This window comes from Halobacteriovorax sp. JY17 (assembly GCF_002753895.1).
In the GTDB taxonomy this organism is placed as follows: domain Bacteria; phylum Bdellovibrionota; class Bacteriovoracia; order Bacteriovoracales; family Bacteriovoracaceae; genus Halobacteriovorax.
The window spans coordinates 266,537-288,697 of sequence record NZ_NJER01000003.1; the positions used below are offsets into that span (position 1 = coordinate 266,537).

Here is a 22,161-nt window from a genome sequence, read left to right on the forward strand (position 1 = left end):
TTTTAGCACGATTTATTTTATAAAATCATTATGAAAAGTTTAATTTTAGTTTTTACCTTATTCTTTACGCTTTCAACCTATTCTTTAGAAGGATGGGAGAAAATCCACACTGAAAGTAATATCAGTATTTATTCAAAACCAGCTGAATCTGGAATACTTCCTTTTAGAGCAATTGGAACAATCAGCGCGCCAATCCAAGATGTTTTAAACGCCCTAATGGATTTAAAAAATAAGAATATTTGGTCTCCAAAATTAAAGGATGTCAAAGTTCACAAAAAAATCTCTGAATATGAAATGACCATTTCAGAATATTATAAAACCCCATGGCCAGCGACGGATAGAGAATTTCTTCTACAAGGAAAATTAGACAGAGTTAATAGTAAGAAATTTATACTGAAGGCCCACTCTATTAATAACTCAAATCTTTCCTCAAGGGATCATATTCAAGCTGATGTTAAATTTCTGGATATTACAATTGAAGACAATGGAAACAATACAACATTTATAGATTTCAGGTTCCGTGGAGATTTTAAGGGATGGATGCCAATTTGGCTAACAAATCTCATTCAAAAGAAATGGCCTCTGAGGTTTATTCAAGGTCTTGAAAAGTACATAAATCAAAGTGATGAGATAAAGCTAAGCTCTAATTAATCTATCAATTACTAAATCAATCTGACTTGATTCATCACTTGAAATTAATAGATTCATTCTCTTTAGAAGATCTAAATAGAATTCTATATTTTGACTCTCTTCTATCAAGTATATCTGAGTATAAAGTCCCATGACTTCCCACTTTATCATTTCTTGAATTATTTTTCTCTCTTCAGTGGTTAGCGCTAGTTTCTGATACTCCTCCTCTAAACCTCCATTCACATTGACCCAAACTGCCCAACGATGAGGAAAGAGAATAATGGACTCTCTCGATATAGAAAAGTGATACCTTCCTGACTCTAAAAACTTATTTAGTGCCAGAGAGTATCTCTTATCTTTCGAAATACTCTCAGATAAGTAATTAACAATGTCATCAGCGGTTACATAATCAATACTCTCTAATCCAATAGCGTGAAAGTGAGACACCCATTTTTTCTGTCTATAATGGGGATACTTATATAAGTTTTCCCTATCTGCTTCAAACATTCTGAGGATAAAGACAAGTTTTTGATACTCACTTATTATTTGTTGATCACTTCCAATTTCTCTTAAATAAGGATCTCTATTCATTTCAAGACGATTAAAGACATTAAATATAGCTTCATCTCTTTTAAGATAAATATTTATCTCTCCCAAAAAAGGAAAGAAAGTCTTAAGGAGACGATACTTCGCTTTTATCTTTTTTATTTGTAAAGTCGTAGGAGGCTCTAGAAGTTGAATAGAGATGTCGAGATCGCTAATTCCAACAACAAGTGTTCTTAAAAAGTAGCTATTTCTTACCCAAACATTAGCTCCAATCTGAGAGAAACTATAACAGGCAATTTTCTCTGCAATGAAATAAGGAAAATAAAATAATCCTCTAAGACAGGAGCTATCTAATAAATGAAATATTCTCTTAAGGTTTAAAGTATCCATAGTAGAGTTTACTCTTCATTCTCATTCGCTGAATCAGAGAAAACATAGAAGTATTTTTTAGGAACTTTTTCGTTAATAGAATTAAACCAATTTGAGAATTCATTTGGAAAGATTGAAGTGATATCTTTCCCTCTTCTTTGATCATATTGTAGGAAAAAGTTCTTAAAATCTATTTCAAGAATTCGTCTATCAATCGACTTATGATGAGGTTTCTCGGCCTTAGATAGATAATGAGAAAGTCTCTCAAGTGACTCTATTTCATGCTCTAACAATTCTTTTGTATGCTCTGTTGTCCACTTTTTAAGAGACCTAGAGAAATTTTCTCTCATTTCCTCAGGAAGAGTCAGGCAAGACATGAAGGCCGGGAATCTCAAAATATTTAATGTAAACGTTACTGTCTTATTTGAAAGCTTCTTCCACTTTAGGATTTGATCTAAGAACTCAGTCATTCTAAACATACTTAAAGCATTAATAGTCATCATGATATTAACAGACCTAAAACCAGATTCTAGAATCATTTTTTCAACATTTCGACAAAAGTAATCATACTTAAGTCCATCTCTAATATACTCAGCGTGTTCACCAATTGTTTCACAGCTCGTATAGAGGTCGAAGCCTTCAATTTTCTTACTATGTTCAATTAATTTATTAATCAATGTTTCAGGAACACCTAAATTCGAGTTAGTAGCAAAAGAAAAATTTGGCTTTTCATCAATTATCTTTTGTAGCAATTTCCAAAATTGCTGACTCAAAAGAGGCTCACCACCAGTGACCCTCAATTCCTGAAGAGACTTTGAAAGTCTTGGCCACCATCTCCAGAATGCTCCAAGAACAGGATTCTGCTCTTCATTTTCCCACTTAAAATCTTTATCTGCATTATGATTAAAGGCCTTAGTATCTCCATGAATAAGATTAACAAAAGGTCCCTTCTGTCTCATTTCCTGCGCCCATCTTGAACTAAAGCTAGAGTTGCAATATGAACAAGCAAAATTACAATTTCGATCAAAGGAAATTTCTAATGTTTTAAGATCTATATCTTTTTGAGAACCCAGTTCCTTAAGGCCCAATATCTCCATGTCATCATAGATAATGCTCTTATAGACACGATCACTGACAACATCATCTCCGAGATCTTCCAACGTCCAGCAATATTCACAGCCCTTTGGCCTCTCCCCATCAAGCATCTGACGACGCTGTTCTTTCTTTTCTTTGGTATTATGTATTGCCGACGGATTCGTTTTAATTTCTTCTAAATCAATCTGATGAAAAGGAGGATGATGGCAACTAGTGGTTCCACCCATTCCCAGCCAGATTGTCGCATTGTACCATTTTGCTCCACACACTGTTGGAGATACTTTGTCGAGAATACTCCACCGGTAATTTAAATGTTTTTCACGCTCATCACTCATGGCACCAAACCTAACCTATATTTTCATATATTTAGTATGCCATAACTTAGATATTATTCCTTGAAAAATTCGCCCATTTTGACAATACTGCGCTATTTACTTAACATATTATTAAATACTTATTAGATAGGAAATCACTATGAGCACATTTGAAAATATCAAGATTAAATTCCAAGAAGAAATTGTAAGCCGTAAAAATGAAAACGGTTCTGTTATTTTGATGAAAATGGATAACTCTGACGTATTCTTTAAAGTTGATGGGATAGCAGCAGAGATCTACAAAGAACTTGAAAAAGGAAAGCCTCTTTCTGAGATCTTTACATCTCTAACTGAAAAATTTCCAGGAAAAGAAGATCAAATAACAAATGACATTAACTCTCTATTAAAGAAAATGAGAGACTATAACCTTCTATGCGCATAAAGAAGGCCACCTTAATTCGGCAAAGAGATGTTTCTAGCTGGACTAGTTGCCAAACCATTACTCAGAATCTTTACGATCTCTACGCGGGTCTAGCGGAGATTCAAATTCAAAATACTTTAGAATTAAGTGATAGTGATCCTTTTTCTACTTTTGAAAAGGGATATGAACTCTCTCAACTTGAGTCAGACTTATTAGTTTTTATTGATCACTTCCCTTGTCCCGCAACTATTATTAAATCATTTTCTAAATATATTACTTCCAAGAAAAGACCAGACATTATCATTCACATATTTGGAGACTTTACTCTTCAAGCTGCTGAATGGTTAAGTGCAGAAGAGCAGCTCAAAGAGTTTAATATCAAGTTTATTTGCGCTTCAGATGCTCAAGCGAATTTACTAAATAAGTTATTGAATAACCCTAAGAATATTGAGTCACACTTTTTTCCATTGAGAGATGGTGCCCATCATTTCTCACAAGAAATGAGAGAATCCACGAGAGAAAGACTTAAGATCCACGAGAATGAGCTCGTCTTTATTTACACCGGCCGCCTTAGTATGCAGAAGAATGTCATTGAACTTATATCAATGATGAATGAGCTCAAGAGAACTTTTCAATTAAAGTTTAAGCTTTTAGTCGCTGGTCCATTTGATGACCTTGGTATTCCCTATATCGGACAATATTCTCAAGAAGGCGCTTATTGTACTCGCTGGATGAAACAAGTTCCAAACGTTGATTTTGTTCATTATCTAGGAAGTCTAGACTCTAATGAACTTCACCAATACTACTGCGCCTCAGATTGCTTTATTAGTTTAAGCACTCACAATGACGAAGACTTTGGAATGTCTCCCTGCGAGGCCGGAGCAACTGGACTTCCACTTATCCTCACTAACTGGGGTGGATACTCTAGTTTTAAGAAATACTTTTCAAAAACTTATCTTGTTGAAACGACATTTAACAGTACAAACTCTTCCCGTCCTTCGCCTGACAAGAAAAGCTTATTTAAGACAGTAATAAACTTTATAGAAAATTTTAGTCCTAAAGAAAGAAAACAAATAGAAGAATGCTCTTTGAACATCATGAGGAAAAACTTAAAGAACTCAATAATAGAACTTGAAACTTCTCCATTCAATGGGTTTACTGAGCTCATGACAAAAGTAGGTGCAAGGTTTAGCGCAACGAAAAATTCACCATTCTCAGGAGTCAGAGGCAATTACTCAGACCTCTATTATGATCTATATGACAGCTATATTGAAGTAGAGAAGAAAGATGTTTAATCAAACCGCTGATGAAATTTACTTATTAAATACTATCGATAGATGGAGAAATTTAATTGATAATCAAGAAGATTATGAAGATATTCACACAGCTAATGCTCAAGATTATATGTCTTCACTCAATCCTATATTTCTCAGCGCTTTTAAAAATCTAGAATCTTTAAATAACTTCTCTTTTATTCAGTCAAGAGATGGAATAATGGACCTGATTCACTTTTTTAATCTCTATAGAGAGCCTCACAATACACTAACTAAAATACTTATTCGAAGAAGTTTCTCTCATATTGTTCCAAATAGCTGGCTTCCTAACATCATCTTTTATACCGATACAGTTACAACAAAAATTGACAGAAATATTGATACATTTGTTTATGTTAGCGCCTTTAGAAATAGCTCAATTAATGAAGAAAATCTTCAGAAGATAGCAAATGACTATAATATAAAGAGATTATTTATTTGTGGAGAAGCTCTTCCTAAAAAATCTGATATTTTTCATAGTGAAGTTTCTACTTGCGAAAGAATATTCAATTTAAAATCTAAGTACTTGTCTTATAAAGATATTTTTAGTTTTTCCGAAAAAAATAGTATCGTCTATGAAGACCAATATTCAAATATTATGTTTTCAAAATCATTTCTAAGTAGAATTTTAATTATAAATGGAATACTTCCTATTAATTATGAATATCAGCAAGTGGACGTATTTAAAGACAGTCCACACTCCGGGATAAAGATTGCAGATATAGAAAAAAGGGAATTTGATCCATTAGAAATATACCAATGGCTAGATGAGAACAATAGAGAGTACAAGCTAAGTGATTACTATGAGCAATTAAATAATGTAAATAATACGAGAAGATTCTACTTTGATTCTGCTTATCAATTTTCTAAATCTCTACTTGAAAATAAGAATATTTTTTATCGTTAAATCTCACTTAATTCAGGACGACAATTAAGGAGATAACTCTTTATTCCTTCGACAACATCTCCATCGAAAATGACTTGCCCCATATGTAACACGAGAACCCTATTGCAAATTTCTCGAATATTTTCTAAATCATGACTAATAAAAATTACGGCGCCGGAAAGAGCGATCATTTTCTTCACCCTCTGAGCAACTTTCGTACTAAAGAAAGTATCTGCCCCATCGAAGACCTCATCTAAAATGAGTAGGTCTGAAGGCGTTGAAGAAATCGCTGATAAGAATGTTCTGGCCTTCATTCCTTTTGAATAATTTTTAAAAGGAGTGTCAATAAACTCTTCGATCTCACTAAAGGAGACTGCGTCGTCTACAATTTTCCTCTTCTCCTCTTTTGACAAGTTGGTATAAAGTAGGTGTACCAGAATCTCTATATTTTCTCTTCCCGTAAGTTCAGGAAAGGCTCCAACATTTGTATTTAAAATAGCTTTAACATCTGAAGTTTTTACAAAATTATTCTTCTTCCCCATTCCTGCAATTTGTCGACACAGAGTAGACTTACCACTTCCATTTACTCCAAGAATTCCGACACGATCCCCTTCAAATATTTCAAGATTAATTGAGTCTAATACATGATTAACTTGTTTTTTCTGAGTCAAGAATTTGATCGGTGAGCTAAGAGCTTCAACAAAGATCTGTCTAAAATCTTTATTATTGTGATAAAACTTCATATCATAATTGAAAGAAAAATTTTCAATCTTAACTATAGTTCTCCTAAAGGACTGCATATATTTCGTCCTTCATTTTTTGCCAGAACAAAAAACCAAAAATAAAGCTTCCTACTCCTAATATCGTTGCAATAAGAAATGGTTGAACAAGAGAAGTATTTGAAAAATTATTAAGAATCAATTGAAAAGGTCGAATCATAATATAATAAGGATTTATTTCAACAAATACCTTTGCCCATGACGGAACCATCTCAACAGGATAGAAAATAGGTGTTAATAAATACATCAAGCCATTAACAAAATTTATAAAGTACTGCGTATCTCTAAAAAAAACATGTACTGTTGAAAGAAAAATTGAAATACCCATATTAAAAAGAAGTAAGTTAATAATTGCAAAGGGTAGTAAAAAAATAGAAGTAGTAAAAGAAGTTTCCAAGAGAAGAAAGACTCCAATCCCTATTATTAAAAAACTAATGCAAAAGTTTAAAAAGTTGTCCAAAACAGTAGAGACAACAAGAGATAGAGGATTAATATTAAATGAGTTTAGAAACTCTCTATTTGTTACAAGAGAGGGTATTACCATATTTATATTGCCGACAATAAAAGTCCAGGGTATTAGACTTGCCAATAAGAAAATGAAGTAATTAGGAATATCAAGCTTAATTATTTGTTTGAAGATTAAAGCATGGGCTAAAAATAAAATGATTGGGTTTATAATAACCCATATTGCCCCAGCAAAAGTGGATCTATATCTAGACTTAAGCTGTGTTCTTGTTAGAATAAGAGAAATATTAAAAAACTCTTTCAGATTACTATTATGATTCATACAAATAATTATAGTGAATTTTTGGCAATAAAGCAGGAAATTCAAGAGAAAAAATTATTTTTTATTAAAATAGTGTCAGATTCTATGGAGCCTCTCCTAAATGTTGGCTCTAAGTATACCGTTGTACCTGTAAATTTAAATCAGTTAAAACAATTTGATATCATTCTTTTTTGGCAAAATGACAGACCTAATGCTCATTTCTACTGGGGCAAGCACCTTGCTGGTAACATAAAAGGACACATGAGCAGATCACTAAAGTATCCATCAGATGTAGATCTTCCTATAAAAGATGAATATATTCTTGGTATCATTCCCATTAAACTCAAATTACGACACAAGATTATATTTCTTTGGCGGTACTACTTCTCAAAGGTTTGAATAATAGATTCTTTAATGAGTTCTGCAAAACGATGAGTTTCTTCAATTGTCCAATGCACATTAACCTCCATTTTCAATGTTTTTGAAACATTTTCCATTGAAGACATAAAATTAAATGCAGAATAATCATACTTTATATTTGTTTTTACATAGGGGTTTCGAGTGTTATCAAAGAATGCATCCTTATTAAGCATTTTTCCCCATTTCCATACGACATGACCAGGTCTAAGAGATGGAGGTATTGCGGGAATTCTCTTATCTCTAAGGGCCTTCCCAAGCTCTGCACTTTTCCCAGCATCTTCACAGCTTATATATATATTTATTCCACAATCTCCGCTTCGATCAGAGCCAAATGGAATTTGTACATATTGGTTTTCTTCCAGAGCTTTTTGCAAGATGGCCTTTCTCTCTCTATATTTTAAGAGAATCATATCTAACTTAGCTAATTGAATATTTAAAATGGCCCCAGTGATCTCACTAACTCGCATCGAAAATCCTAATGCAGGCCTATACTCATTAAAGAACTCTTGATGATGTGGACTAAAGCTAAATGCTCCATCTGATATACAACAAATTTTTTCATACATTTCAAGAGAGTTTGTAACAACAATCCCTCCATCACCCGAAGTTAGAATTTTATCCTTATTAAAAGAAAAACATCCAAAATCTCCGATGCTTCCAAGAAACTTATCGTCATATTTCCCTCCAAGAGATTGGCAGGCATCTTCAACGATAATCAATCCCCTTTCTCTTGAGAAATCTTGTACCTTCTTCATATCACAAGCAAAGCCATCCATATGAACAGGAATAATGGCTTTTGTACGCTCTGAAACAACACTATTTGCGTGATTCAAATCAAGCTGTAAGTTTTTATCTACCTCACAGACAACAGGAATTGCTCCCGTCATCAGAACTGCACTTGCCGTAGCGACGAAAGTATAAGCAGGAATTAAAACTTCATCCCCTTCTTTTACTCCTGCAGCAATCAAGGCGCATACGAGAGCATTCGTCCCACTTGTTACAAGATGTGCGTATTTAACCCCTATCTTTTGAGCAAAGTCTTTTTCAAATTTACGACAAAGGCCATCCACCTTTTGATAACGAAAAAGATCTCCTGATAAAAGTAATTCTGTTACCGCCTCAGCTTCTTTCTTATCTATAAAATGTTTGTCCATAGCGATTTGCCCTTCACAAGAATCTATTCGATTGCAGTTTTTACAAATATTATACTTTTCTCTATTGCCACTTTTTAAATCATTTCTAAAAGTACAAAATTTATGGTTGTTCCAAATATCAATAATATTATCTTCATTAATATTGCCAAGGATTTCTGTTCTATAAGCATCTTCAAAACACGGCAATACGTTTCCATCATAAGTGACTGTTGTCATTAGACTGGGAACACTACAAGTCTTCCCTTTGCCTGAGATATTATTATTGATTTGAAGCGAGCCTCCTCTATTTGTTAAGCTTAGCTCTTTAAAGCCCCGCAAAGAAACCTTTGCTTGAGTTAAGGAATCTAACTCACTATAGAATTTTTCAATTGGTAATTTCTTTATCTGCTCATGCTTCGTGATAATAACTTCACCAATACCTTGACTTAAAATTTCTTCAAGATATTCTTTTGAACCAATCTTTGTTCCATTTGTATAAAGACTTAAAAAGGTATCTGGAAGGATCCTCTTTGCTTCTTCTATATACCAATTAAAGTTTTTAGCAATCATTGGTTCATTGTAAAAATCAAAAGAGATTTTTCCTTTATATTCTCTAATACTCAATTGACGTAGCAATTTTGTATAAAGAGATTTTTCCATTTCAAATTGCGTTGGATATCCATCGACAGAATTAGGACAATATGAGCAAGACAGGTTACAGCCAGAATTAATTTCAATTTCTACGACAAGAGGATGTTTATTCATAAACTATACTCTCTGTACTAATATGAAGTGTTTTCTTTAAATAACTATCTAGATCTTCTTTATTTAATCTATCTCTAACGATATAAATTTTCTCGCTCTCTAAAATTATTTTCATAGTATCTTTATAAAAGATATTCTTACTCGAAATAAATTCGACACCAACTTCTAAAAGGTTCAGATTTGAATAAATTAAATTAAAGGATTTAATTTGCTCCTCAGAGAAGTCCTTTTCATCAAAATCATAAGCAATAATTGAAATATGTTTTTGGGGATTTTTCATATAGCACTTAATTTTATAAAAGAAGCTTGCTCCCTGAGATGTGTCTGCAAAAGCTCCTACATAATCGCTATGAATCAAGGACAAGCTCGCTCCAAGTTTAAGCGCCATCTTCCTTCGACACTCATCTATTAAATCTAAAGAAACATGCTTTATTACACTATCTTCTACATTTAGCTTTTCTTTTTCTATTGGAAGTTTCTCTAAAGAGTCTACTAATTTATTCGAAACAATAGACTGAAGAGACAGAGGATAATGAGAGTTACAAATAAAACTCACAGGAACTTTACGAATATTCTCCCCTCTAATATCAAGATGTCCTCCATATTCAGAAACGATTACTGGCCAGCCTATTTGCTGAGCCTCCGCAACAGCACAACCAAAGTCCTCACTCACAAAAGTGCTCAAACTTATAAAAACAGGGTTTGTAATATTTGATTTAATCCAAGTATCTCTTTCAACTCTTCCATGAAATTTAACACTTCGAGAAATATCCAATGTGTCGACAAGTTTAAGTATCTTCGTCCTATAAGACTCCTGAAATCTTCGACCTAAATCTTCGTGATATGTGTCTTCAAAGTCTCCATAAAGCTGTAAAATAGAATTAACCTTATACTTTTCATTATAATTTTTAATAAAGTAGAGTAAAGATTCGATATTCTTTTGTGCCGACAATCTTCCAGCAAAAACAAATGTATGCTCAGTTCCAACTAAAAATGGTAAAAGCGATTGTTTTACAGGGAATAGGAGATACCGTGGAATAACATTCACCTCGGCCCTATTCTCAAGATAAGATTCTAGAATTTTTTTATTCGACTCACTTAGAACCCAAATTCGAATTTCTTTACCTATCCAATTCCCACTTTCAAAAAATTTTTTAAAAGCATTTCCAAATAAGATAAAGTCGACGACTTCATTCTTATCTGACCCTAAACTTTGTTCATATGGATCATCAATGTAGACTCGACAAGTACTTTTTAAATTTGAATTTTCCAGAAAGAAATTCTCACATCTCTCCCTCAAAGTATTAATACTAATTATACAAGGATCATTTTGAATAGAGTCTCTTTTTATCTTAGTCACTTAACGCACACCCTAATTCTACTAGTCTTTGAAGCTTCTCTTTCTTGCTACCCACCTCAAATTCTAGCTCCAATATTCCTTTATGTGGATCATTAATTAAAACTCTAGGCTCTTCTACTTTCACCCAAGGAAATAAATCTTCTTCTTTCGCACTAAATTCTTTCTTTGAAGATGAAGAGTATTTCTTACTAAAATAATGATAAAGCTCGTCTCTATAGTCGTTAAATATCTTTGAGCTCATTATATCACTTGAGAATTCTTTTCTGATATTTACTATTTCTCGAGCAAAAGAAAAATCGCACGTTTCTTTATTTTCTTCAAAAAGCTTTAGTTTATATCTATTCGCAATGTGACCTCTCTCAAAGAAAGTCGTTCTATCAGGATCTATTTCCTTTAAATCTATTAAATTCATTTCTGTAATTAATTGTTTAGTATTAATATATGGACCAAAGTCACCATGTTCCACATCGACAAGACTTACTTGATAACGATAGTGCTCCTTAAAGTCTGCATAACCACCCCAATTAGATATAATTGCCTTATGCCCAAACCGCAATGCTTGAAGGACCGCCATTCCAAAGTTTTCATCAGAATGTAGAGAACTTGATATAAAGACTTTCTTTCCTTCGGGTATTAGGTTTTTAATTTCTTCTCTCGGAACAAACCCCTTGAAAGAGATACTTTTTTCTATACCTAATTCTTGACTTAAGTTTTCTAAATAAGACTTATAATTAATACTTGGGATTCCCATATTTGGAGACCCTAATTCATCTTCCCGACCAAAAATTGTCAGCAACGAACTTTTCTCTTGAATCAAATGCTTAGAGAATGCATATAGAAGTGTGTGAAGGTTTTTTTGCTCTGATATCCTACCAATATAATAAAATGAACGTCGTTTAAATTGATCTTTTCTATTTATAATAGAAATATTCTCAGGTGCCGAAAAAGGAAGATATTCTACATTTATATTCTTAAATTTATCTTTTAAAATTTTAACATCTCTTTGACATGAAACAATAAAGGAATCGTTCTTATTCCAAATAGTATCCCATTCCCAAAATACAAGTGGCCATAAACCAACAGTACTCATTCCATGAACATAGAATTTCAAAGGTGCATGGATTTCCATTTTAGTCCGAAGTATTTTCAAGGCCCACGATATTTTCAGATTGAAACACGTTACAAGAATAAGGTTTGATTTAATCCCTTTTATGATAATTTCTTTAACTGATGCTTTATCTACATTTATTTTTAAAACTTTATAATTGTTCTTTTCTGCTATCTCTTCCCATAACTTTTCAATCTCGGGAATTATCTCCGTCATACTAAACCAAGAAAAGTTCTGTGCCGATGTTAGTATCAACATCGTCCTATCTTGTGACAAAGAAATCTCCTATAACTACCCCATCCACATTTGAAGTCTCAAAGAATAAGAGTAAATCTTCTAATGTCTCAACAATTGGCTGCCCCATAACATTTAAACTTGTATTTAAAACAGAATAAACTCCTGTCTTATCTCCTACTGCAGATATTAACTCGTGATATTTCTTATTAATATCTGGACTTACAAACTGTGCTCTTGAAGTTCCATCTATATGCAAAACCTCCTGAAAAGATTCTCTCCATTCTTTTTTTATTGGAATCGTAAAAGACATATATGGACTTCTAAACTTCTCATCAACTTCAAAATAATGATGTGAGTACTCTTTTAAGCAGCTGCAAGCATAGGGTCTAAAGGCTTCTCTAAACTTTATATTCTCATTTAAATAAGACTTAAGACCTTTTCTATCTACCCGAGCAATAATACTTCTGTTTCCCAGGGCTCGAGCCCCAATTTCAGATCTTCCTTGAAACCAACCTAAGATCTTCCCTTGTTCTAATAAATTTGCAGTGTATTCAATGATATCACTTCCAAAATTTTTAATTTTAAAGTTTTTAAAAACACTTTGAATTTTTTCTTCATTAATGTAAGCAGTGTCTCTTCCTAAAAAAGGAGAAGAAAGCTTAAAATACTTTCTTTCTTTTAGAAAATATAAATACTGAACTAATCCAATGGAGATCCCATCGTCACCAGGACATGGCGCCACTTCAACTCTTTTAAAAGAAGAGTTCTCCACTAATTTCATATTATTAACACAGTTCATCGCTGCGCCACCAACTAGAATTAAATTATCTGAATGATTTGAATAATTCATAACTTCTTTTAGAATTATTTTCTCTAATAATCTCTGAGCACTTGCCGCTAGTTTCTTGTAATAGTCAAGATGAATGGAGTTCTCCCAAGATTCCTTTGATGAACCCAAGAATGACTTCTCCCATTTAATATCTTTTAAGAATTCTTCTACTGAAGCGTATTCTATAGGCTCTTCAAAGACAGAAAGCCCCATAACTTTTCCAGCATCATGTTTTGAGTTGAATATCACTTCCGACACATATTCAAATAACATTCCGGGACTATTTGAAACTACTTTATTAGGTTTTTCCAAAGAATAAAAAGGAAAGAAACTCTTAGCTAAACACCGAAGAGAGTTATTCTCATATAAGTAAAATGAAACTCCCTCATAGGACTTCCCAGTAGATATAAACTTACTCTCACTCTCCAAACTAACGAGCTCTGAGAAGTTTTCGGCATTTGTTCCTGCCCCATCAATCACACAAATAACAGCACTCTCAACATTAGAAAATGTTAAACCACATAAGGCGTGAGCATAATGATGAGATAGAGAAATAATCTTATCTGTTGATTTGAAATCGGCAAGATCTTTTGATTCAATGAATTCACTAAAAGGTGAGTAGTTTTCAAGGGCCAGCTCAAATCTTTTGGCCGTTAGAACGTCTCGACATTCTGCAGCCACGTAACGGTCAATCTGGCTCTTTAGTAATTCTAAGCTACGCCAGGGCCACTCTCCAGAGTACTTTTTCTTATTATACCTCTCAGAAATTAAGACCTCCATCCTACTCCCATCATAATAGGCGCAAGATGAATTATAGAGAGTTTTTCCAACCCCTATTAAATCACAATCTAATTTCTTTTTTATTGTTTCCATCGTTTTTCTATTTTGAATTTTTTGACAAATACGAACGAATTAAAGGGTAAGTAGGGAATTTCAGCCTTCTCCTTGGATAGAGAAGGCTAAACGAATTAATTTATTTTCTTTCTTAAATCATCAATTACTTTTTGCTGTTCTTGCACAGTTTCAGTTAATTGTTGAATGGCCTTAGTTAAGACTGGAGTTAGCTTTGAATAATCAACTAACTTCTTTCCATCAGTATCAGTAACAACCATTCCCGGAAGAATTCCTTCAAGTTCATCGGCCATAAGACCAATTTGATGATCTGATGAGAATTTGTACTTTGGAAACTCTTCAACCTTATAATCATATTCATAAACATTTAATTTATTAATTAAATCCAAACCATTATTAAACGTCGTTACGTTTTCTTTAAAGCTCGGATCTGATCCAGCAAAAACATCAAGGTACACACTTTCGTTTAAAACTTCAGATTCAATCTCTTCAAGACTAAATTCTTGAATCCCTCCAAAGTAATAATCTAGCTCATCTTTCTTATCTTGATTATTTTCTGACATAATTATCTCCATAAATATAATATAGTTTATAGGTGTTATTGTAACACAACTCCACTAATTCTAAAAACAGAAAAATCAAACAAAATCAACAAGTTAGGCTATTTATCCAACAAGATGCACTTAGTATGCTCTCTTTTTAGCCCTACCTCAAAGGCCTTTTCAACCTCTGAAAAAGGAAAGACTCTCACTAAACTCTTTGCATATTTCTCAATTATTGGAGTCCAAAATTTTACTGACTGTCTAAATTCTTCTACACCATGATGTCCAAGCCAGCTAACTCTTAGATTTTGTTTATAAAAAGAATTATTGTCTAATTTAGCGTCAAAATACTTTCCTATAATTACGATCGACCCAGACCTTTTAGGAAATAAATGCGCGTGAGGCAACAGTCCAGTTCCACCTGCTCCGTCTCCAGTACAATCTATAACTGTGTCATATTTTGAAAAGTTTGTTCCTCCGATTAAGAAGCTCGCAAAATTTTCAACATTTAAACCTAGCTTCTTTGCATTATCAACTCGCACCTGACTTTTCTCAACAAGAATCGGTTCATAACCTCTGTGCTTCAATGCTAAATAAGAAAATATACCAATTGGACCTGCTCCGAAAATAGCAATTTTATCACATTCAGTTAATCCGATTTTCTTTGCGTGCATATATGAAAGGTCTCCAATAAAAGCAACTTCCAGTAAAACCTGAGCCTCAATAGATAGCTCCTGAGGTAATTTTACGAGGTCACTTTTATGAACTTTAACATGGCTGGAAATTACACTAATACTATCTGTTCCCAAAAGTTTGCGTCCCGTACACTCGCTCCAATCCTCACTCAAGCAAGCTCGACACTTTTGGCAGCAATAATTTGCAGAGGAGGTAACTATTTCACCAACTGAATAATTTTTAATAGAATCTCCAACCTCAACAATCTTTCCAACCCATTCGTGTCCTATAGGAGATTCTCCTTCATTGTGCTTGATCGCGTATAAGTCAGACCCACAAATTCCAACAGACATTGGTTTTACAAGAACTTCATTATGATTGAGTTTGATAGGAACTTTCCTATCTTTTTTGACAAACTTCCCATTAAGGTATGTATAAAACCAATCTTTCTCCAATTAATCCTCACTATTTTTTTCGTCGCTTTTATTCTTATAATGTTATCATTAATAGAAATATAAATATAGCTTGTACACAGGTAAAAATGATTAGAATAATTTCAACAATTCCTTTTATTTTTGGACTAATTACTTATTATATTGTTGCGCTCTCTCCAAGTAACTATAGCCTTCTTGAGCAAGGATTTCTTTCTTCAATTAAGAAGCAACACTGGGGTACCTGTTGGGCATTTTCCACAATCTCAAGCCTTGAATCAAATATACTTAAAAGAAAACTTCAATTCAGCCACGATCTCTCTGAGTATCACTTAGATAAGTTCAACGGCTTTAATAGAAATGGCAGGGAGTCAGACCCAAAGAAAGAATGGTTCTCTACCCAAGGCAAGGGGTATATTGGAAGTAATAGGGATGATCAAAGATCTGGCTTGATGGTTCACCTAGGTGGAGACTATAGAGTTGCCGCTGCCTACCTAAGCAATACATTAGGTGCAGTTGAGGAATCAAAAACCCCAGGAATAAAGACCGACTCCGACTTTGCTTCATTTGGGAACTCTCCAGGAGAAGGAATTCTTCTTAGAAATAATTATCAATATATCTATCCGAAAAGTATTGAATGGCTCGTATGGGGTAATTCAAATCTTGAGACTCAAAATAGAATAAAGAAAGCTATTAAAGAAAATGGAGCTGTAGCCTCTGCTCAATTTATGGAGTCCAGCCCTTTGGCCATTATCAAAGGAAAGGAGTGGCACCAAAATTTAAAAGAAGAAGGGCCCAATCATGCAATATCAATAGTTGGATGGGATGATCGTATTTCCTATAAGGGAAAGACAGGAGCATGGCTCATAAAAGATAGTGATCATATTAACGAAGAGGACAATACTAAAATTGGTCTCTTCTATATTTCCTATCAAGATCTAATTACTGGAAAGCATAGAGATATGGGAGCTGTTTCTTTTAAGAACGTTTCTCTCAGAGACTCAAGAGCAAGAGTTTATTCTCATGCTCTTCATGGATGGAGATACTCCCAAATATTTCCCGGTCCTATAAAAAATCTATATACGATTAAAGGTGATGAGACCTTAAATGCGATTGGTCTTTATCTACCAACTCCTCAAGAGACAGCGACTTATAAAGTCAGTATTAACGGAAATTTTCTTCTCAAAGAAACAATCAATCGAGAAAACCCAGGCTTTTACTACCTAAAAATCCCTAATTACGATGTAAGAATAGGTGATAAAGTCGAAATCATTCAAGAGAATAAATCCACACTTTACTCTATCGACTCATCCTCATGGATAACAGTCTTACTTGGAGATACAGAAGACACTCTTAAACCTCAATGGGTTGAATCCAAAGCGAACCCCAAAGAAAGCTACTACTATGAAAAAGATAAATGGTACGATTTAACAAGTAAAGAAAGCTCTTCTGAAATAAATTATAGAAAAGCAAACTTTCCAATTATTTTATACACCCTTAATAGAGAAGAATTAAAATGATCAATCTCATAAAAGAAATAAAAGAGAATAAATATTTAAAAAATTTACTAATTATTACTCTATTTATTTATCTCCCCTCCCTTTACTTCAGTTTTTTTATTTTTGATGATAATCATAATATTATATTAAACTCTAGAGTAAGTAATTTATCTGACTTAATTCTTCCATGGACGAAAAGTAAGATCCCTTTATCTTATAATTATTGGCAAGTACTACATTTAGTATTTGGAACAAGTTCTCCTCCGACTCTAAGGTTTCTCAATATTATTCTTCATTTACTCAATGGAGTGCTAGTTTTTAAACTTCTTCCTCTTAAAAAAAATGAAAAAACACTAGGAGCTATTGCGACAGGAATTTTCCTCTTACACCCTGTCGTTGTTCAAAGTGTCGTTTGGCTATCCTCATCAAGAGAGCTATTTGCGACGTTCTTTACTCTTTTAGCCGCTCATTTAATAGTTAGAAGTAATCTAGACTCTAAAACTATTTTCAAAGCATTTTCCCTTTTAATCATTAGCATATTATTCAAGCCCATTAGTGCAGCCGCTCCCTTAATATTCCTAGGCTATATCCATCAAAAAAAGAAAGAAATATTCTACCCTCTCATCTTCACTTCAACGCTTATCCTAATAGCTATTTTCTATTTTTATTTTAATGAAATAATGAAAGCGACAACTATCTTTAATTATACTTTTTCAAAATCTCTTGGAATCGCAGCGATAAGTATTTCATATTATTTTAGAAACTTCTTTACACCGTTTTTTCTAGAATATAATTACAATCTCACTCCAGAAAAAGCTATCTCACTTTACTCTTCCCCAAGAATACTTCTACACTTAGTCTATCTATTGCTTCCAATAACTTCCCTATTTCTTTTCAAAGAAAAGAAAAAAGAATTATTAATATGCCTTTTATCTTTTTTAACTTTAATCACCATTAATACTGGTCTTATTCCGTTTAATCATCAATTTATCTCAACTGTTACTGACCGCTATTTATATCTACCAAGTATTGCACTTGTCTTCTTTCTCTACTTCCTTTTAAGTAACATTCCCAAAGAGAGATACTTCCAACTTTCTGTTATTCTCTTTGTTCCTTTAATATTTCTATCAACTATCGAAGTATCCAAATGGAAAGATAGCTCTACTCGTCTTTACAAGAATAAGTTCTCCAATGAAGTAGAATTTATTACATACATAAATGCGTTGATTAAAGATGGAAAACTAGAAAAAGCTCAAGCCCTGACAAACAAGCTCTTTGAAGGGAGAAATTCTATAGATGAATTAAATCTAGAGCTAAGTATTTTTCAAGCGAGCTACAAGGATACAAAGCCCAAAGACTTTACTAAAAAAATACACTTTCAAATAGAAGAAATCCCCTTAGATCTCTATCCTCTTCTTGCAAACTACTCTTACTATAATAATGATTTTCATCTCGCTAGACTCTCTTATGTATACTCCAAGAAAAGTGAGTTCAAGTATCTACTTGATTTTGATATGAACCAATTAGCTCAACGAGAAAAAAGTTACTATGACAAAATACTAAGGGAAGTAACTTTACTTCCCTTAGTTCAAAAAAATAAATATTTATCAAGAAAAATTTATAAGACTCTCAGACCTCTCGTCGACAATAAAACCAAATACGACTTAGAGGTCAACAAGCAGTTAAGCGAGAATTAACAGAGCCTAAGGAAATGGAGCGGCACAACCAAGTGTCCCTCCACGACCAAGAGCAACCGCATTTTGTCCTGTTGCACATCTTTGAGTACCAAAGGTCGTCCGACAATTAACACCAATACAAATCTTAGATCCGGTAACACTTCCTGAACCGTTATTTGTTCCACTATTTCGTCCCAGGGCCGTTACATAAGAACCTTTAATCCACCCATTTGAGTAAACATTGGAACACTTACCATTTTGTGAACAGTCTTTAATCGTATAAGTGACATCATAAGGAGTATCAGGTTGATAGAGTCGGATCACATTTGTAGTCGCATTATATGATGAATACATTCGTCCTACATTTCCAACTGTACAATCTCCGGCCATATTTCGAGTTCCATTAATCATAATAGAATCACACACTGCCATTTTAATCGCTGCGTAAGTATCTCCCTCACTCGTAACAGAATTAAGATAGTTTGCAATAGTTGAAGCTGCCCCCGTTGGCTTTAACGTTGAAGCAACAACCCAATTTACCCACTCTCTTGTAACAAAGTCTGTTTGAGAAAGGGCATTGGCTGATGCTGTTGAATTATATCTTTCACTTGTTGTTATTCTACCATCTGAAATTGTTACTCTCTTTGAACCATTTAAAGATTCAATAGCACCGACCCCCAAATTTCCTGCATTTGTTCCAGCTCTAAATGACTTCTTTACACGTAAGTCACCATCCACACCATTTGGATTATAACCAGCCCCAATGGAAGCTGAGTTATTTATATCTAGTGTTCCGTTTGTACCTGACGCATTATTTCCGGTACCTATGGCAACACTTGTCTTTACGGCAAGGCCACCATCCACATTAGGTGGATTGACTCCACTCCCAATTGCCACCGCCCTCTTCACGGCCATAACACCATCACCAGCAGGCATTCCTGCCCCATCACCAATCGTAACACCTTGTCTTACTCTCAAGGTTCCCTCTAGTCCGCCAGTTACGCCGTTTCCAATCGCTACTGAATTATTAATTAAAGCATCACCAGATTGAGAGTTTGCAGCAACTCCGACACCAAGACTATTTTGAAGGGATACATCACCAGGATTTCCAGTTGATCCCATACCAACACCAACAGATCCTGCGACATCTAAATTACTTTGAGAAGTTTCATTTATCGCTGCTCCAATACCAACAGATCCTCTATCGGCAGGTCCGCCAGAATTATCTGGTTCAATAGAAAGATTTCCAGAGACTGTTACTGCCGGCGCAGTGTTACTGATTATACTTTTTACAGTTATTCCCTTACAATCACCATTTTCAATTGTTCCGTCCAAAGTATCACATGAGGCCTCTACGAAGTTTTCATTATCGCCATAACAACTTTGAATAACTCTTAGACCATTAGCGATAACTCTCGATTCTATAAACTTAACGGTTGTTTCTGACCCAAAAGATCTCTTATTAAAATCCTCTTGCGCTTCAGCGTCTGTACCATCTCTTCCTCGTCCCAACCTTTCAAAAGTTAGTCGATATACTACAGAACCAATTTGTCGTTGAGTATTTGCACCACCGTCAGTGGCCTTTGTATCTCCATCAAAAGTATAACTACTCTCCGCCCCATTACCATAACTTGCATCATCGCCATAAATAGTACTACCTGATTGATAATAGCCCCTAAAGTCGATACTCTTTAAGCGAACACTTCCTGAAGCACCACCATATAAGGTATCGCTTGCTAAAACCTCTACTTTATTACCAGGCGTATCATCACCATTACTTCTTGACCAATTATTAGTTGCCCTCACAAGGTTTGGTAAGTTTGTCCAACTACCACTATCTACAGAGAGTCCTCTTAAATTCGCTGAACAATTATGCTCTCTTCTTAAAAGCATTTCAGCCCTTTGAGTAACAGAAGATACTGTCGAATCCTGAGTAAGCTTCCTTTGTCCTTTTGTCATATTACCCATTAACTGAGTAACACCTAGTGAAACAACACCAAGCATCCCAGCAGCAACAACAACTTCTGCGAGAGTAAAACCTGAAGAGTTTGATAAAAATTTTCTCTTTGCCATAAGAACACCTATTTTCAAATTGAATCTTGACCACAATTATATCTTATTTAGAGAATAAACTAAGGATGTTAATCTTTGCCGTATAGAATTCAATTACTTAAGTAAATTTCTTTGTTAAGGATATTTTATTTTTTACCCAACTTATTGGCACATCTATATAAGCCACTAATTATACGATCTCTAACTCTAAATCGTTCTATACCATTAAAACGGACAAATTTACTGGAGATAAACATAACTCTCCCCTACAATAAAGATATGAAAAAAATCACCTCCTCACTTCTCTTACTTACATCACTTACTTCATACTCTCAAAGCTCAAGCAAGATATCCGCTTGTGATTTATGGCAAGATCTACCCAATCAAGAATATCAACAGATTGAACAATTACAGAAAACGATGTTTGAACGAATTGCTAACACTAGGGCCTTCTATAAAATTTCAGATCAATTACTTACAGAAGTTTCTAATAATACTTATCAATACAATAAAGATTCTCTTGATAAATGGGCCGCTTACTCTCAACTTGACTCAACAAAGCAGACTAATATTATTAAGGAATGGAGAAACCAATTTTTCAAGGCCTTTATTTTAAAGTCTTACCCAAAGCTAACTCTTGCCCAAAGAACTATTATCGACGAAAGTTTTATTGAACTACACAAAAAGGCTTTTCCAGAAATAAAGAAGAAGTCCTTCGAAGAAATATTAGAGACAGCAAAGCATCTTATTATTAAATATATTGATTCAATGAAAATTTCTAAAAGTAGTGCAATGATTCTAAAAGGCTCTATTGTAACAATTAAGTTAAGTTGGGTAGAAACTATTGCAAACTCACTCTTCATGAATGACCCCGAGCGATATCTTAGAATGGACATTGAATACAACCCAGAACACAATGTTCTTATAGTTGGACAAAAAGCATCCAAACATATTGACGGAGACACTCTACTTTCTATTTTTATTCAGCAAATGGCCCTTTCTTTTTCTCCATGTAGATGGTCTATCCTTTTTGAAAAAGAAAAATTTCCTTTTCAAAAACCTCTAGATTGCCTAAGAAACATAAATTCAATTTATGCTAAAAAGAGAGATGATAGCCAAATCCAGAAATTATTTAAGGAAAAGAAAATTACAAAAGAACAAAAAGATGCTTTAGATAAATATCCTCTCTGCAATACTCCTTATTATCCAACAGAGGGATTACAAAAAGAGCAAATTAATATTGCTTTTTCCGATTGGTTTAGTGCCGAAGTTGTTTCTCAGATGGGAAAAATATCTCCTCATTTCAGAGAAGACCTCTGTGCCTTGCAAACAGATAGCTTAATTCATTCTTATCCACAAAATCTTGAACGTTTAGTTAGAATATATTTAGCAAATCCTAAGCTTAGAAATTTAACTCGAATTAAAATTTCAAAAAATATTAACTATTGCTCAATGTGAGAATT

At 33.8% G+C, this 22,161-nt stretch carries 19 protein-coding genes; 8 read left to right on the forward strand and 11 right to left on the reverse strand.

All coding sequences use genetic code 11. From position 1 onward, the window contains the following. The first annotated feature begins 30 nt into the window (after window positions 1–30). A complete protein-coding gene (locus CES88_RS13695) occupies window positions 31–651 on the forward strand; it encodes an START domain-containing protein (protein ID WP_290735459.1) in 621 nt (206 codons plus the stop codon). Here the strand turns inward: CES88_RS13695 and CES88_RS13700 are convergent. Continuing rightward, entirely contained in the window at window positions 637–1,566 is a 930-nt protein-coding gene (locus tag CES88_RS13700) for a hypothetical protein (RefSeq protein ID WP_290735462.1), read from the reverse strand. The genes CES88_RS13695 and CES88_RS13700 overlap by 15 nt on opposite strands. An 8-nt stretch (window positions 1,567–1,574) precedes the next feature. After that, on the reverse strand, window positions 1,575–2,975 hold the full coding sequence (locus CES88_RS13705) for a twitch domain-containing radical SAM protein (RefSeq protein ID WP_290735465.1): 1,401 nt from the start codon (window positions 2,973–2,975) through the stop codon (window positions 1,575–1,577). A 139-nt stretch (window positions 2,976–3,114) separates the two neighbouring features. On the opposite strand from CES88_RS13705, the gene CES88_RS13710 reads away from it, so the two are divergent. From CES88_RS13710 to CES88_RS13720, 3 genes are read left to right on the forward strand one after another with little or no spacing between them, the layout of a single operon-like run. Next, window positions 3,115–3,396: a PqqD family protein gene (locus CES88_RS13710; RefSeq protein ID WP_290735467.1), complete on the forward strand. Its 282-nt coding sequence runs from the start codon at window positions 3,115–3,117 to the stop codon at window positions 3,394–3,396. After that, window positions 3,387–4,670 (forward strand): glycosyltransferase family 4 protein, encoded by a 1,284-nt coding sequence (locus CES88_RS13715; protein ID WP_290735470.1) that lies wholly within the window; start codon window positions 3,387–3,389, stop codon window positions 4,668–4,670. Before CES88_RS13710 ends, CES88_RS13715 begins: the two co-directional genes overlap by 10 nt. Further along, complete coding sequence (locus CES88_RS13720) at window positions 4,663–5,595, forward strand: hypothetical protein (RefSeq protein WP_290735473.1); 933 nt, start codon at window positions 4,663–4,665, stop codon at window positions 5,593–5,595. Before CES88_RS13715 ends, CES88_RS13720 begins: the two co-directional genes overlap by 8 nt. Here CES88_RS13720 and CES88_RS13725 read toward each other — a convergent pair. After that, complete coding sequence (locus CES88_RS13725; RefSeq protein ID WP_290735476.1) at window positions 5,592–6,317, reverse strand: ATP-binding cassette domain-containing protein; 726 nt, start codon at window positions 6,315–6,317, stop codon at window positions 5,592–5,594. The genes CES88_RS13720 and CES88_RS13725 overlap by 4 nt on opposite strands. Before the next feature lie 43 nt (window positions 6,318–6,360). Next, a complete protein-coding gene (locus CES88_RS13730) occupies window positions 6,361–7,140 on the reverse strand; it encodes an ABC transporter permease (protein ID WP_290735479.1) in 780 nt (259 codons plus the stop codon). 21 nt (window positions 7,141–7,161) lie between these two features. On the opposite strand from CES88_RS13730, the gene CES88_RS13735 reads away from it, so the two are divergent. Further along, window positions 7,162–7,518: a hypothetical protein gene (locus CES88_RS13735; protein ID WP_290735480.1), complete on the forward strand. Its 357-nt coding sequence runs from the start codon at window positions 7,162–7,164 to the stop codon at window positions 7,516–7,518. On the opposite strand, the gene CES88_RS13740 is transcribed toward CES88_RS13735, so the two are convergent. From CES88_RS13740 to CES88_RS13765, 6 genes are all read right to left on the reverse strand, one after another. Then, complete coding sequence (locus CES88_RS13740; RefSeq protein ID WP_290735482.1) at window positions 7,500–9,437, reverse strand: aminotransferase class I/II-fold pyridoxal phosphate-dependent enzyme; 1,938 nt, start codon at window positions 9,435–9,437, stop codon at window positions 7,500–7,502. The genes CES88_RS13735 and CES88_RS13740 overlap by 19 nt on opposite strands. Beyond that, window positions 9,430–10,797, reverse strand: a complete 1,368-nt coding sequence (locus CES88_RS13745) for a glycosyltransferase (protein WP_290735484.1) — start codon at window positions 10,795–10,797, stop codon at window positions 9,430–9,432. The genes CES88_RS13740 and CES88_RS13745 overlap by 8 nt, the downstream gene beginning before the upstream one ends. Further along, window positions 10,790–12,181, reverse strand: coding sequence for a glycosyltransferase (locus CES88_RS13750; protein WP_290735487.1), 1,392 nt, complete (start codon window positions 12,179–12,181; stop codon window positions 10,790–10,792). The genes CES88_RS13745 and CES88_RS13750 overlap by 8 nt, the downstream gene beginning before the upstream one ends. Continuing rightward, entirely contained in the window at window positions 12,168–13,844 is a 1,677-nt protein-coding gene (locus CES88_RS13755) for a carbamoyltransferase C-terminal domain-containing protein (protein ID WP_290735490.1), read from the reverse strand. Before CES88_RS13755 ends, CES88_RS13750 begins: the two co-directional genes overlap by 14 nt. A 95-nt stretch (window positions 13,845–13,939) precedes the next feature. Next, the gene (locus CES88_RS13760; protein ID WP_290735493.1) at window positions 13,940–14,386 is read right to left on the reverse strand and encodes a tail fiber domain-containing protein; all 447 of its coding nucleotides are present in this window, start codon (window positions 14,384–14,386) and stop codon (window positions 13,940–13,942) included. Window positions 14,387–14,484: 98 nt separating this feature from the next. Continuing rightward, the gene (locus CES88_RS13765; protein ID WP_290735496.1) at window positions 14,485–15,495 is read right to left on the reverse strand and encodes a medium chain dehydrogenase/reductase family protein; all 1,011 of its coding nucleotides are present in this window, start codon (window positions 15,493–15,495) and stop codon (window positions 14,485–14,487) included. Between the two features lie 86 nt (window positions 15,496–15,581). Here CES88_RS13765 and CES88_RS13770 point away from each other — a divergent pair, with 86 nt between their 5' ends. Together CES88_RS13770 and CES88_RS13775 are read left to right on the forward strand one after the other, a co-directional pair. Then, window positions 15,582–16,991: a hypothetical protein gene (locus CES88_RS13770; RefSeq protein ID WP_290735499.1), complete on the forward strand. Its 1,410-nt coding sequence runs from the start codon at window positions 15,582–15,584 to the stop codon at window positions 16,989–16,991. Next, window positions 16,988–18,667 (forward strand): hypothetical protein, encoded by a 1,680-nt coding sequence (locus CES88_RS13775; RefSeq protein WP_290735502.1) that lies wholly within the window; start codon window positions 16,988–16,990, stop codon window positions 18,665–18,667. Before CES88_RS13770 ends, CES88_RS13775 begins: the two co-directional genes overlap by 4 nt. Before the next feature lie 6 nt (window positions 18,668–18,673). Here the strand turns inward: CES88_RS13775 and CES88_RS13780 are convergent, their stop codons facing one another. Beyond that, window positions 18,674–20,719 (reverse strand): hypothetical protein, encoded by a 2,046-nt coding sequence (locus CES88_RS13780; RefSeq protein WP_290735504.1) that lies wholly within the window; start codon window positions 20,717–20,719, stop codon window positions 18,674–18,676. 258 nt (window positions 20,720–20,977) lie between these two features. Here CES88_RS13780 and CES88_RS13785 point away from each other — a divergent pair, with 258 nt between their 5' ends. Next, the gene (locus tag CES88_RS13785) at window positions 20,978–22,156 is read left to right on the forward strand and encodes a hypothetical protein (RefSeq protein WP_290735505.1); all 1,179 of its coding nucleotides are present in this window, start codon (window positions 20,978–20,980) and stop codon (window positions 22,154–22,156) included. The last annotated feature ends 5 nt before the right edge of the window (window positions 22,157–22,161 follow it).